Source organism: Campylobacter concisus (genome assembly GCF_050447505.1).
GTDB lineage: Bacteria > Campylobacterota > Campylobacteria > Campylobacterales > Campylobacteraceae > Campylobacter_A > Campylobacter_A concisus_BP.
This window is the reverse complement of sequence record NZ_JALMFZ010000001.1, coordinates 1,913,330-1,926,397: the sequence shown is the minus strand read 5'-3', so window position 1 is coordinate 1,926,397 and position 13,068 is coordinate 1,913,330. Positions and strand designations below refer to the sequence as shown.

The 13,068-nt window shown below is 41.8% G+C and carries 17 protein-coding genes; 3 read left to right on the top strand and 14 right to left on the bottom strand.

Annotated elements, in window-relative coordinates:
* Positions 1–5: 5 nt before the first annotated feature.
* The 9 genes from MTT09_RS09715 to MTT09_RS09675 all read right to left on the bottom strand — a co-directional run bounded on the left by MTT09_RS09715 (position 6) and on the right by MTT09_RS09675 (position 6,781).
* Positions 6–188, bottom strand: coding sequence for a hypothetical protein (locus MTT09_RS09715; protein WP_180385140.1), 183 nt, complete (start codon positions 186–188; stop codon positions 6–8).
* A 104-nt stretch (positions 189–292) separates the two neighbouring features.
* Entirely contained in the window at positions 293–1,543 is a 1,251-nt protein-coding gene (gene eno, locus MTT09_RS09710) for a phosphopyruvate hydratase (protein ID WP_429803653.1), read from the bottom strand.
* Positions 1,543–2,640 (bottom strand): recombinase RecA, encoded by a 1,098-nt coding sequence (gene recA / locus MTT09_RS09705; protein WP_002940852.1) that lies wholly within the window; start codon positions 2,638–2,640, stop codon positions 1,543–1,545. Before recA ends, eno begins: the two co-directional genes overlap by 1 nt.
* A 62-nt stretch (positions 2,641–2,702) precedes the next feature.
* Positions 2,703–3,191 (bottom strand): hypothetical protein, encoded by a 489-nt coding sequence (locus MTT09_RS09700; RefSeq protein ID WP_429803652.1) that lies wholly within the window; start codon positions 3,189–3,191, stop codon positions 2,703–2,705.
* Between the two features lie 8 nt (positions 3,192–3,199).
* Positions 3,200–3,997 (bottom strand): UDP-N-acetylmuramate dehydrogenase, encoded by a 798-nt coding sequence (locus MTT09_RS09695; RefSeq protein WP_429803651.1) that lies wholly within the window; start codon positions 3,995–3,997, stop codon positions 3,200–3,202.
* Positions 3,994–4,263 (bottom strand): flagellar biosynthesis protein FliQ, encoded by a 270-nt coding sequence (gene fliQ, locus MTT09_RS09690; protein ID WP_223154231.1) that lies wholly within the window; start codon positions 4,261–4,263, stop codon positions 3,994–3,996. Before fliQ ends, MTT09_RS09695 begins: the two co-directional genes overlap by 4 nt.
* Positions 4,260–5,075, bottom strand: coding sequence for a menaquinone biosynthesis family protein (locus MTT09_RS09685; protein ID WP_429803734.1), 816 nt, complete (start codon positions 5,073–5,075; stop codon positions 4,260–4,262). Before MTT09_RS09685 ends, fliQ begins: the two co-directional genes overlap by 4 nt.
* Positions 5,076–5,187: 112 nt before the next feature.
* The gene (locus MTT09_RS09680; protein WP_148824900.1) at positions 5,188–5,685 is read right to left on the bottom strand and encodes a chemotaxis protein; all 498 of its coding nucleotides are present in this window, start codon (positions 5,683–5,685) and stop codon (positions 5,188–5,190) included.
* A 7-nt stretch (positions 5,686–5,692) separates the two neighbouring features.
* On the bottom strand, positions 5,693–6,781 hold the full coding sequence (locus tag MTT09_RS09675; RefSeq protein ID WP_429803650.1) for a nicotinate phosphoribosyltransferase: 1,089 nt from the start codon (positions 6,779–6,781) through the stop codon (positions 5,693–5,695).
* Between the two features lie 73 nt (positions 6,782–6,854).
* Between MTT09_RS09675 and MTT09_RS09670 the strand changes: the two genes are divergently transcribed.
* The 3 genes from MTT09_RS09670 to MTT09_RS09660 all read left to right on the top strand — a co-directional run bounded on the left by MTT09_RS09670 (position 6,855) and on the right by MTT09_RS09660 (position 8,981).
* Positions 6,855–7,112, top strand: a complete 258-nt coding sequence (locus tag MTT09_RS09670) for a molybdenum ABC transporter permease (protein WP_107831585.1) — start codon at positions 6,855–6,857, stop codon at positions 7,110–7,112.
* 85 nt (positions 7,113–7,197) lie between these two features.
* Positions 7,198–7,650 carry an acetyl-CoA carboxylase biotin carboxyl carrier protein gene (gene accB, locus MTT09_RS09665; protein WP_107831557.1) on the top strand — a complete coding sequence of 151 codons (453 nt, stop codon included), beginning with the start codon at positions 7,198–7,200 and terminating at the stop codon, positions 7,648–7,650.
* Entirely contained in the window at positions 7,650–8,981 is a 1,332-nt protein-coding gene (locus MTT09_RS09660; RefSeq protein WP_107791095.1) for an acetyl-CoA carboxylase biotin carboxylase subunit, read from the top strand. The genes accB and MTT09_RS09660 overlap by 1 nt, the downstream gene beginning before the upstream one ends.
* Before the next feature lie 170 nt (positions 8,982–9,151).
* Here the strand turns inward: MTT09_RS09660 and MTT09_RS09655 are convergent, their stop codons facing one another.
* The 5 genes from MTT09_RS09655 to MTT09_RS09635 are packed head-to-tail and all read right to left on the bottom strand — an operon-like array spanning position 9,152 to position 13,003.
* Positions 9,152–9,703, bottom strand: coding sequence for a DUF2393 family protein (locus MTT09_RS09655; RefSeq protein WP_103636268.1), 552 nt, complete (start codon positions 9,701–9,703; stop codon positions 9,152–9,154).
* Positions 9,703–10,233 (bottom strand): DUF2393 family protein, encoded by a 531-nt coding sequence (locus MTT09_RS09650; protein WP_429803649.1) that lies wholly within the window; start codon positions 10,231–10,233, stop codon positions 9,703–9,705. The genes MTT09_RS09655 and MTT09_RS09650 overlap by 1 nt, the downstream gene beginning before the upstream one ends.
* On the bottom strand, positions 10,223–10,957 hold the full coding sequence (gene hisIE / locus MTT09_RS09645) for a bifunctional phosphoribosyl-AMP cyclohydrolase/phosphoribosyl-ATP diphosphatase HisIE (protein WP_429803648.1): 735 nt from the start codon (positions 10,955–10,957) through the stop codon (positions 10,223–10,225). Before hisIE ends, MTT09_RS09650 begins: the two co-directional genes overlap by 11 nt.
* A gap of 2 nt (positions 10,958–10,959) precedes the next feature.
* Positions 10,960–12,072: a prohibitin family protein gene (locus tag MTT09_RS09640; RefSeq protein WP_004317857.1), complete on the bottom strand. Its 1,113-nt coding sequence runs from the start codon at positions 12,070–12,072 to the stop codon at positions 10,960–10,962.
* 16 nt (positions 12,073–12,088) lie between these two features.
* Positions 12,089–13,003 carry a branched-chain amino acid transaminase gene (locus tag MTT09_RS09635; protein WP_002939975.1) on the bottom strand — a complete coding sequence of 305 codons (915 nt, stop codon included), beginning with the start codon at positions 13,001–13,003 and terminating at the stop codon, positions 12,089–12,091.
* Positions 13,004–13,068 lie beyond the last annotated feature (65 nt).

Here is a 13,068-nt window from a genome sequence, read left to right as displayed (position 1 = left end):
CGTTCCTACTTTTTATTAGAGTCTGGCTCAAGGCCTTGTAGTTCAAAATAATCTTTTTGCAGACGTGCGTTTAGTTTTTTCAAAATTTCCACGTCTTCGCTAAGCCTCTCTTTTTTGCTCTGAAGGCTTAGCATCACATCAAGTGAGCGTTTGCCAAACATCATGTTGCCCACGTAAAAGGCAAACATAGCCACACAAATGGTGGCTATGACGTAGCGTAATGTCGGCCGAACAAATTTTATGATTTTATGAAATATGCCATCTTCTTTGCCATATTCATCTAAAATTTCGCTCAAATATTATCCCCTAAAAACTCACCCGCCTCAAGCTCGATCTCGAGCAAGCGGTTGTATTTCGCGTTGCGCTCGCTTCTTGAAGTAGCACCCGTCTTTATCTCGCCAGTGTTTAGTGCGACCGCAAAGTCAGCGATAAACGCATCTTCGCTCTCGCCGCTTCTGTGGCTCATTATGCAGCGGTAGCCGTTTCTTTGAGCAAGGCGGACAGTTTGCATAGTTTGCGTGACTGAGCCTATTTGATTTGGCTTGATTAAGATCGCATTTGCGATGTTTTTCTCGATGCCTTCGCGTAAAATTTTCTCATTTGTAACAAATAGATCGTCACCAACTAGCTGCACCTTGCTGCCAAGCCTTTTTGTAAGCTCAGCCCAACCGCTCCAGTCGTCCTCGCTAAGGCCATCTTCGATAGAGAATATCGGATATTTTTCGCAAAGTTTTTCATAGTAGCTAATAAGCTCGTCGCTGCTAAATTTCTTGCCCTCAAGCTCGTATTTGCCGTCTTTATAAAGCTCGCTTGAAGCGACGTCAAGGGCAAGTTTTATCTGGCTGCCTAGCTCATATCCAGCCTCTTTTACAGCTTGTGAGATTAGTTTTAGTGGCTCTTCGTTGTCTTTTAAATTTGGAGCAAAGCCACCCTCGTCGCCGACAGCCGTGCTGTGACCAGCTGCGTTTAGGATAGATTTTAGCTTGTGGTAAATTTCAGTTGCAGCTCTAAGTGCCTCGCTAAATGTGCTAAAGCCAAATGGCATGATCATAAATTCTTGAAAATCAACGCTATTGTTTGCGTGTGCGCCGCCATTTATGATGTTGAACATCGGCACTGGCAAGATGCTAGCGTTTGCACCGCCAAGGTAGCGATAAAGCGGGGTATTTAGGCTCTTTGCAGCTGCGCGAGCTACCGCCATAGATACGCCAAGGACTGCGTTTGCGCCTAAATTTGAGTAGTTGTGCGTGCCATCAAGCTCAAGCATCTCTTCATCGACTGCTTTTTGGTTATAAGCATCAAGGCCGATTATCGCTTCAGCGATCTTTTCATTTACGTTTGAAACAGCCTTTAAAACGCCTTTGCCAGCGTATCTCACATCTTTGTCGCGAAGCTCTAGCGCCTCGCGCTTACCAGTACTTGCGCCGCTTGGTACGATCGCGCTTGCCTCGGTTCCGTCGCTTAGTCTAACTGTCGCACGAACTGTTGGGTTGCCTCTGCTGTCTAAAACCTCGTGAGCTTCTACGTCTTCAATAAATACCATTATTCATCTCCTGCTTCGTTTGTGTCGTCGTCTTCGTCTTTTGCACCGCTGCTTATTAGGTGGTCTATACCCATTGAGCCTTTTATCGCCGCTACTATCTCATCAGAAATTTCTGGGTGCTCTTTTAGGTAGGCTTTGGCGTTTTCTCTGCCTTGACCTAGTTTTTCGGCCTTGTAGCTAAACCACGCGCCTGATTTGTCGATGATGTCGAGCTTTACGCCATAGTCGATGATCTCGCCCTCTTTGCTCACACCCTCGCCAAACATAATGTCAAATTCAGCCACTTTAAATGGAGGCGCGACCTTGTTTTTAACGACTTTTGCTTTTGTGCGGTTGCCGATAGGCTCGTCGTTTTGTTTAAGTGTGGCTATCTTTCTTACATCGATCCTTACAGATGAGTAAAATTTAAGCGCATTACCGCCAGTTGTGGTCTCTGGCGTGCCATATCCCATCATGCCGATCTTCATACGAATTTGGTTGATGAAGATAACAGTTGTCTTCATCTTGCTTAAAATTCCAGTTAGCTTTCTAAGCGCTTGGCTCATTAGTCTTGCTTGAAGGCCCACGTGCTGGTCGCCCATATCGCCGTCTATCTCGCTCTTTGGAGTAAGAGCAGCGACGCTATCAACTACGATAAGATCGATCGCACCACTTCTTGCAAGCGTTTCAACGATCTCAAGTGCCTGCTCGCCAAAGTCAGGCTGGGAGACGTAGAGGTTGTCGGTATTTACACCTAAATTTGAAGCGTATTTTACGTCTAGTGCGTGCTCTGCATCGACAAACGCACAAATTCCACCAGCTTTTTGCGCTTCAGCGATGATGTGAAGTGTGAGCGTGGTCTTACCAGAGCTCTCTGGTCCGTAGATCTCGATGATCCTGCCTTTTGGAACGCCGCCTATGCCAAGAGCCAGATCAAGCCCTAGTGAGCCAGTCGGTATCGACTCGATAGCCTCAACCTCTTTGTCGCCAAGTCTTAAAAGCGTGCCTTTGCCAAAAGCTTTATCGATCTGCTTTAGCGCAAGCTCAAGCGCCTTTTTCTTGTCCGCTTCGCTCTCTGGGATAGCTATCTTTTTGTCACTATCTTTTTCTTTTGCCATTTTTTACCTTATAGTTGAAATTTGGCTTGATTTTATCTAAAAAGAGATGAATTTTACTTGATTTACTCGCAAATTATAATATTTTCGCCAAGCAACGCAGCGCTATCAATAAGAGCAAAAAGCTGCTCTTTTTCAAACAAAAATCCATAAATTTGATCTTCATTTTTTAGTATCGCAAGCTTAAGTGGCTCTACAAGCGAACTTGCGCAAAGGTTTAAAAAAGCTTCGTCGATATGATTTTGCGAAATTTGGGGCTTATTTTTAAAATTTTCATCTTTTATAAAAGAGATAAATTTTTCTTGTGAGGTAGATTTATTAAATTTAAAAATTAATTTTTCTTTTAAGGCCTGAGCTAAAATTTCATCAAATTTAACTAGGTCGATGTGATCTTTTACGTCTAAAATTTTGGCAAAATTTAGCAAGTTTTTATCATAACTAGCCACATTTTTCTCATGCTCACTTTGCGCCTTTTTAGCCCTATAAATGGCGTAAAAACCGATAGCTATAAATAAAAATGAAAGGGTAAAAACTTCGCTCAAAAACTCACTCATCATCATCCTTATAAAATGCAAACTTCAGTCTTAAGCTCTACGCCAAATTTCTCTAAAACTCTAGCTCTAGCCAAATTTATAAGGCCAGTGGCGTCTTCAAAGCTTGCGTGGTTAAAATTTATCAAAAAATTTGCGTGCTCTTCGCTAAATTTCGCTCCGCCGATCACGTATCCCTTTAGCCCAACTGCCTCAATCAATGCCCCTGCAAAGTGCCCTTCAGGATTTACAAAACAGCTGCCAAAGCTAGCGCCTTTTGGTTGATTTGCCCTTTTTGCGCTTATAGCTTCAGATATGCTCGCGTCAAAGCCACTAGAAAGCTCAAATTTAGCCCCCAAAATGGCCTCATCTATGCCACTGTGACGGTAGCTAAAGCTTATCTCATCTTTGCGTACCCAGCCACGAGCCAGACGCACATGCGTGAGATTGTCGCTTATGCTAAATTTAAGCAGTCCAGCGTTCATTTTTATAAGTCCGCCAAGAGTGCCTGGGATATTTTTTAAAAACTCAAGGCCAGCTATGTTGTTTTGCTTGCAGAAGTTATAAATTTTAGCGGATTTTGTCGCAGCACCTATCTCAAGGTAAATTTTCTCATCACAAATTTCTAAATTTATATAGTCAAAGCTCTTGCCAAGCATCGCCATTTTTGGGGGATTTGGCGAGATAAGAAGGTTGTTGCCCCCGCCTATCATCACAGAGCCTAAAAAGTGAGGCGAGCTTAGATCTTCAAGGCTATCAACCTCGAAAATTTCATGCACGCCGCCTATCCTAACCGAGGTAAATTTAGAAAAATCAACAAGCCTCGTCACTGGATAAATTCCGGTATAAAATCAAGCATGCGAGTGGTAAATTCAACCATCATCGAGATCATCCAAGGCATTAAAAATATGATAACAACGACGACTAGCAAGATTTTTGGCACGAAGCTTAGCGTGGTTTCGTTTATCTGCGTGGTCGCTTGAAAGATGGAGATGATAAGACCTGCTATTAGTCCGCTTAGTAGCATCGGAAGGCTGATATAAAGGGCGATCTTAAAGGTTTCAACTCCAAGTGAGACAAGCGTGCTTTGCATCAGCTAAACCTTACTTCGTTGTATTCAGTTGGAATTAGATAGTCGTTTACGTCGATTGGCTTTTCAAAAAAACCTTTGTCGTAGCCTATTTGATATAGCTTATTTAGTGCTTTTAACTGCGTTTCGTTCATGCTTATTGACTCGTCATTTGCGTATAAATTTAGATACGCTTTAAGCTCGTCTTTGCCAACTCTGATGAGGTTTCGCTCCATTAGCATGTGAGATAAAAATGGCTTGTGCGAAGTGGCGATCCTAACGGCCTCGCTAAGCACTCTCTCGCACTCTATCGCGTCGGTTATCGGTAGGCTTCGTCTAAGCGCCATGCCACCAAGTGGAAGCGGTAAATTTTCGCCGTTTAGCTCGCTCCAGATATCCCAAATTTCGCGCTCTACGCAGAGCTGGTCTGAGAAATTTAAGATACTTTCATGTATAAGCACCCCAGCATCGACCTCGCCGCTAAGCACGGCATTTTCGATCTCTAAGAAATTTTTATAAACGATCCTTGCCTCTGGGTAGGCTATGCGAAAGAGCAGGGCGTTTGTCGTGTTTTTGCCAGATAGCGCGACCTTGAAATTTCGCTTTAGCTGCTTATCTTTTAGCTTGATAAGCTTTGGTCCGTATCCTTTGCCAAAGCTCACCGCACAGCGTAAAAGCGCAAATTCATCGCAAATTTTAGGATAGAGCGCAAAGCTGATCGCTGTGGCCTCATAAGTGCCTTTTAACGCCTCTTCGTTTAGCGTTTCTATATCAAGCGCCTTTGATGTGAAGGCTAAATTTTTACTGCTAACCCAGCCAAATTTGACCGCGGCATACATGAAAATATCGTCAGCGTCCGGCGAGTGAGCGACGTTTATGGTTTTTAGATTATGCAAAGGTGATCCTTTTTTTGATTACGCCATTTTAATGAAATTTATTTAAAATAAAGTTTTAAGGGTGGTTTTGAAACGATTTTACCAGCTTTGCCTCTTTGAAATTTAGCACGTATTTCACGTCTATGGCGTCTTTAGCACCTTTTCTTCGAGATAAGATCGTCGAGTAAAATGGATGCTTAAGTTCTAGCATCTTAAGCAGTTTTTGATCGCTATCTTCTTTTTTTATATTTTCAACGATTATTGTCGTTATAAATTTGCCCTCAAACTCGTAAAATGACCAGACCATAACGCCAGCGTCGCTTGTTTTAAAGTCCGTGATTTTAGATTTTTTAGGGATATTTAGCATGGAGATGATCTTTTTGCGTGAGCTATCTGCATTTTGCACTGAGATCACCTTTACAAGCAGGTCTTTTTTGACACCGATACCATTTTGACTAAAGCGATAAACGCCGTCTTCAACTATGCCAACCTTTTCAAAAGCGTTAGCGTAGTTTGCTGCGGTGCAGGCGGTTAGAAAAAGCGCTAGAAACGTTAAAATTTTTATAAATTTCATCTTTCTCCTAAAATTTCACTCTTTTTAGTCTATCTGAAGCGTAATTTTTCCTGCCAAATTTAGCCTCGCTTTTGCCGTTTAACTCGACTAGATCGCCTGTAAAGCCACAAATATCATTTTTAACAAGATAGCTTCCCACGCCGTAAATATCAACTGGGGTGTTAAATTCCTCAAATTCGCTCATTTTTTGCGGGTTAAAGCCTGAGCTAACGACGATTTTAACGTGCTTAAAGCCAGCCTTATCAAGCGCCTCTCTTAGGGCAAATATAAGCTCCTTGCAAACGCCGTGTGGGTCAAATTTACTCGTATCTTTGCCTTCAAAATACTTGTCTATCAAATTTTTACTAGTATCCACTCTAACCGCGCCAAGTCTCTCTTTTAGGGCATTTGCAGCCTTTAGTGCGTCTGTTATCACGTCGTTGTTGTAATCAACTAGTGCTGTGATCTGCTCGTTTTCAAAGGTTTTAGCATAAATTTGGCAAGCCTTCACCACGTCTCCGCCGCACATTTGAATGAGTGCGTGAGGCATGGTGCCACCACCTTTTAGCCCTGTAAGCTCGCCCTGAGCGTCTGTGGCGACCTTTTTTATACCGCCGATAAATGAAGCGTAGCCGTCGCCTGGCTGCGTGCAGATGTCGTCTTGTCTGTCCGCCATGCTAAAGACGTCCTTGCCATTTGCCGCTTTTATCACGTCTCTGGAGTTTGTCGCCACGCAGCTTCTTCTAGTAAGCGTCGCGTCGATGACGTTTTCTAAAAAGCCAAAATCCTCATACTTGCCACTTATCTTTAAAACTGGCTCGTTTGCGTTTATGATATCGCCATCATCAAGCGCGTAAATTTCAAGCTCGCTTGGGTTTTTGGCAAATTTATTGATTATCGCTAAAACCTCGTCGATACCGCAAAGCACGATATCATCACGCCTTTGAAAAAACTGCATCGTCACGTGCTGTTCAGGCAGGTTTTGCTTAATTATCTCATTTACTTTTAGAAAGTATTTCGCTGTAAAGTAGCCCTCGCCGATCCTAAGATCTAGCCTAAAAGTCTTATCTGTTAGCCTATCTATCTTGCCTTGCATCTTTAGCTCAAGTTCGTTCATGTCTGTCCTTTTGTTTTTGCGAGATTATACCATTTTGGCAAAATTTGGCGCAGGCAAGAGGGCTAGTAAATTTATGCAAGCAATCTTTATGCCTCAAAAAAGCGTGGCAGCAGCCTTTATCCTAGCGCTCTCGCGAGGGCTTGGCGAGGTTGGCATAACGCTCATTTTAGGTGGCAATATCATAGGCAAAACAGACACCATCTCACTTGCTATCTATAACGCTGTCTATGACGGCAGAAGCGATCAGGCACTCGCTTTAAGCTTTGTTTTAGTTGTGCTTAGTTTTATCTTATTTTTTATTATAAATTTGCTAGAAAAAAGTAGAATTTAGCACAAATTTTATGCTAGCTAAAAATTAAATTTATTTAAATTTCGCTACAATTAGGGGCTTATATAAAAATTTAGGAGAATTTTCTATGAAAAAAGAAGATATAAAAGAGCTTATCGAATTTTTTAATGGTATGGAGATGAATCATATCAAGATAAAAAGTGGTGATTTTGAGGTCGAGGTAGAGAAATTTGCTGATTATTGCGCGCCTGCAAAGCCAGCGGCACAAGCAGCAGCTCCAGCGCCAACACCTGTAAATGTTGTCGTTAGCTCAGAGGTAAAACCATCTGCAAATTCGCCAAAAGATAGCATAAAATCTCCTATGGTAGGTACTTTCTACGCTGCTCCAAGCCCAGGTGCTGCTCCATTTGTAAAAGTAGGTCAAAGAGTGAGAAAAGGCGATGTGGTGGGCATCATCGAAGCTATGAAGATCATGAACGAGATCGAGGCTGAGTTTGACTGCCAGATCACTGAGATGCTAGTCTCTGACGGACAGCCAGTTGAGTTTGGATTGCCGTTATTTGGCGTGGAGAAAAATTAATGGAATTAAAAAGAATTTTAATCGCAAACCGCGGTGAGATCACTCTTCGTGCTTTGCGAACGATAAAGGAGATGGGCAAAGAAGCCGTTGTAGTTTATTCAACTGCTGACAAAGACGCGCTTTATGTAAAATACGCTGATGTGGCCATTTGCATCGGTAAAGAGCGCTCAAGCGACAGCTACCTAAACATCCCAGCTATCATAAGCGCAGCTGAGATCAGCGAAGCAGATGCTATCTTCCCAGGTTATGGCTTTTTAAGTGAAAATCAAAATTTTGTTGAAATTTGCTCACACCACAAGATTAAATTCATTGGACCAAGCGTTGCTGCGATGGCTTTAATGAGCGATAAGAGCAAGGCAAAACAGGTCATGCAAAGAGCTGGCGTGCCAGTCATCCCTGGCTCAGACGGCGCTGTGGCTGATACAAAAGCTGCAAAAGAGCTAGCTAAAAAGATAGGCTACCCTGTCATCTTAAAAGCTGCGGCAGGCGGCGGCGGACGCGGTATGCGCGTGGTTGAAAAAGAGGCTGATTTAGAAAAAGCGTTTTGGTCTGCTGAGAGCGAGGCGATGAGTGCATTTGGCGATGGCACGATGTATATGGAAAAATATATCCTAAACCCACGCCATATCGAGGTTCAAATCATCGGCGATAGCCACGGCAACGTACTTCACATAGGCGAGCGTGACTGCTCTATGCAACGCCGTCACCAAAAGCTAATCGAAGAGAGCCCAGCCATCTTGCTTGATGAAAAAACAAGAGAGAGGCTACATGAAACTGCCATAAAAGCGGCAAAAGCGATCGGCTACGAGGGAGCAGGTACGTTTGAGTTTTTGGTTGATAAAAATTTAGACTTTTACTTCATCGAGATGAACACAAGGCTCCAAGTCGAGCATACTGTGAGTGAAATGGTAAGCGGACTTGATATCATCGAGCTTATGATAAAAGTGGCTGAGGGCGAAAAGCTACCGTCACAAAAGAGCATCGAGCTAAAAGGCCATGCGATCGAGTGCAGGATCACAGCTGAGGATCCAAACACCTTCACTCCGTGCCCTGGCAAGATCACAAAATATGTCTGCCCAGGTGGCCGCAACGTGAGAATGGATAGTCACATCTACCAAGACTACTCTATACCGCCGTATTATGACAGTATGATCGGCAAGCTCGTTGTTTGGGATACTGATAGAAACAGAGCCATTCACAAGATGAAAGTTGCTCTTGATCAGCTCATAATAAGCGGCATAAAAACAACAAAAGACTTTCACATTGCCATGATGGAAAACAAAGACTTTTTAAGCAACAACTACGATACAAACTATCTTTCAAGACATTAAAACTAAATTTTAAACCATTGCCTTTTGGCTTTGGTTTAAAATTTCATATTTAAATTTATTTTATATAAGCCAAATTTTTGTGAGTTGAACTATTTTTAAATTAAGAGAAATTTAGCCAGTCTATGACTATTTGCAAAACGTAATAAATACTAAAAATTTATCTAAATTTATTAGTAGCAACTAAGTTTTGTGATATTCATACCGTTTTTAAAATATGGCGGATAGGGCATAGTCACGGTAAATGGCACTGCTTTTTGCTTTGGTAAATTTTGAGCTACGTCAAATTTATATGCCACAGTGTTTGGTCTCTCCTCCTCATCGCCTCCAAAAACCCATGAGAAAAATGAGATCCCGCTTGGTTTAAATAGCGCCTCGCCACCGAGGTCATTTTTATTTAGTGGTTGATTTATGAGCTTAATTGTAAGGGTGCATTTGCTAATGGTAAATTTGCCAACATTTCTTACTTGACCTCTAAAGACGATGCTTTCATTTCTTAACACTCGCTCGCTTTTTACGCCTTCGACTATGCCTTTTTTGGTGTATTTATCAAGAACTAGCATCAAAAAAATGGCAAGCGTGGTTGAGACCAAAATATTTGTAAAAAGTAGTGATAAAAATAGCTTTCGCTCAGCTCTAAGCGAGAGCACAAGAAACAAAATAGAAAGTAGTGCGATCGCAAAAAGCACGATGATATGAACGATAGTAAAGTAGTTTGAACTCATCAAAAACACTCCGCTTTTTTGGTGATATTGTAGTCAATGAAGGCAAAATCATTGACAAATTCTCTTATCTGCTTGCTCTGCTTTGGCAAAAGCACTTCATTTAAAATGATCCTTTTTTTAGCAAAAGGGTTTAGTGAATTTAGAAAATTTCTCGTGCTTTGCTTTGAGCCAAGGTAGAAGCCAAGCTCGATTTTGCAAATGTTTAATGTGTAGTTTGAATTATTTGTGATGTTAAAATCAACCATTAGCGCATCAACGTATTGAAGCTGTTTTGTATTTATTTTGCTTATGCTAACTGATCTTAGATTTTCATTTATATATTTGTTTGCATAGTAGTTGCCTGCGAAAAGTCCTAAAAAACCAGCTAGGATAAATAAAAATCCTATCTGCCACCATGATTTTATCGCAACAAAAATTCCTAAAAGCACGATAAATACAAATGCTAAAAAAACCCAACCATAGGCTAGAAAGTCGATAAGTTTGGCGTTTTGAAGTATGAAAAGTATGTTGTGCTTGATGCTATTTAACATCTCGCGATCTTTTTTCTTCGATGCCACTCATGCCAAAACGCCTTGCAAGCTCGTTTTTGACGGCATCTGGATGTATGTTGTGGGCTGAAAGTGCCACAAGTGCGTGAAAGCAAAGATCGGCTGCCTCATAGATGAGGTCATTTTTTGCTTTTTGCTCATCTTGTTTTATCTGCTTGGCAAAACTAAGCTCTTTTGCCGCCATGACAAGCTCTGTAGCTTCTTCGCCAACTTTTTTTAGAATTTGATTTTCACCCTTTTTAAAAAGGCTTGCCACGTATGAAGTTTGCGGATCAGCATTTAGCTTTCTATCTTCTATAACGTGATAAAGCTCGTCAATGACGCCGTAACTTGGCTTTTTAACCTCGCTTTTTTCATCTGAAATTTCTAAATTTTCTAAATTTATCTCGTTAAAAAAGCAAGACCTTGCCCCAGTGTGACAAGCAGCGCCTCCATTTTGAATGACTTTTAAAAGCAAAGTGTCGTTGTCGCAGTCTAAAAACGCAGCCTTGATCTCTTGCGTGTTGCCACTCTCTTCGCCTTTTTTCCAAATTCTATTTTTAGTGCGTGAAAAGTAGTGAGCGTAGCGGCTAGATAGACTTAAATTTAGTGCTTCTTCGTTCATATAAGCAAGCATCAAAACCTCGTTTGTAGCGTGATCGCAAACCACCACCGGGAGCAATCCACCAACCTTTTGCCAGTCTATACTTTTTGCTACGCTATTCATTTTTACCTTTCGCTAACCGAGCTAGCTTTTGCTCTATCTTTTGCATCTAGCCAGATATTTGGCACAGCTCCGCCAGGTGTTAAGAAAATTTTGGCATCTTTGTTCTCTTTAAGAGCGTCGTTAAATCTATTTTGTGTCTCGATCTGTTTTAAATTTAATAAATTTTGATCGACACTTTTTGCGATCTCTTTGTTTGCATACGCAGTCGCATCAGCTTCGATCTTGATAGCATCAGCCTTACCTTTTGCCTCGATGATAGCAGCTTTTGCGCTACCTTCTGCGAGGGCAGCTTGTTTTAGAGCCTCTTGATTTGCACGCTCAACCTCGTATTTTGTCCTCTCAGCCTCTTGTTTAGCGATCTGGACACGCTCGATCTGCTCTTTTACCTTTGAAGGCAAGATGATCTCGCGAAGCTGCACTGTTAGAAGCTCAACTGGCTTGTTTGGCTGTGAGTCGATATCTTTTCTTATGCCCTCATCGATCTGCCTTGCTAGGTCGTTTCTTTTGGTTGGTAGCTCTTCGGCTGTGTATTTACCAGCGATGCTACGAACCACGTCGCGCACGACAGGATCAACGATCTTGCTCTCCCAGCTAAGACCCCAAGATGCGATAGTTTGTGGTGCATTTTCTGGATTTAGACGGTATTGCACGGTGATATCGATGCTAACTGGTAAATTTCTAGCGTCCAAAACTGAGATAGAGTTTTTGCGTAAAATTCCAGCTCCCTGATAAGACTTTTGCAAGCTCTCGCCCATATCTTCACCTGAAGTGTAGTTGATGATCCTAACTCTAGTATCAACTACGATGATATTTTGGATAAATGGCAAAAAGAAGTGAAATCCTGGTTGCAAAGGATTTGGCTCATATTTACCCGCTGTGGCTTTGATGCCGACCTCGCCTGAGTGTATCACTTTAAACGGCTGAGTGATAGCAAGGATCGCGATAATGGCGATTATGATGTAGGCTAGCGCACCAAATTTGCCAAAGCCACTTGGTATATTTGGCATTTTAAAATCCTTTTTAAAAGGTGGCTCTTTGTCGTTATTTTGACCTGAGCCCCTGTTGTCATTACCTGGCTTTTTTTTGTTGAAATAATCATTTAAATCAGCGGGCATTTCGTTCCTTTAAATCTTAAATATATGTTAAAAATGATTCGTATTTTTTGTTTAGACCATAAACTACGTCAAAGTAAGCTTTTTGTAGTCTCTTTGTCACTTCGCCTCTAGCGCCGTTGCCGATGATGCGGTTATCTATGCTGTTTATCGGAGTTACTTCAGCTGCAGTGCCAGTGAAAAATGCTTCGTCAGCTGTGTATGCTTGATCCCTTGTGATGCGCTCTCTTCTTACTTCGATGTCAAGGTCGTGAGCTAGTCTTATGACTGTATCTTGAGTGATGCTAAGTAGGCTGTTGTCGTTTGGTGGAGTGATTAAAGCACCATTTTCAACGATAAAAAAGCACTCGCCTGGACCTTCAGCCACAAAGCCCTCGCTATCAAGAAGTAGCGCCTCGTCGTATCCAGCCTCTTTTGCTTCGTAGTTTGCCATTTGTGAGCTTAGGTAGTTTGAGCTAGCTTTTGCTCTGTTCATTTGAGCAGCAGGGGCTAGTTTAGCAAAGCTTGAAATTTTAACTCTGATGCCTTTTTCTAAGCCTTCATCGCCAAGATAAGCACCCCACTCCCATGAAGCGATAGCAGTTTGCACTGGTGCTTTTGTGTGCGCTACGCCCATTACGCCGTATCCTAAAAAGATAAGTGGGCGGATATATACGTTGCTGTTATATTTATTTGCGCGAAGTAGCTCGATCTGTGCTTTTTCAAGCTCTTCTTCGGTGTAAGGCACATTTAAAACGGTCATTTTTGCTGATCTTAAAAGTCTTTTTGTGTGGTCTTTGAGTCTAAAAATAGCTAGACCTTTTTTTGTTTTATAAGCTCTTGTGCCCTCAAATACGGCATTAGCGTAGTGCAAAGAGTGAGTTAGAACGTGTACTTTTGCATCGTCCCATTTTACTAGTTTTCCATCCATCCAGATGAATTCTGAAGCGTTCATAATTAAACCTTTCTTTTTTAGAAATTTGATCCGAGTTTATCTAAAATTGCTTTAAATTTACATTT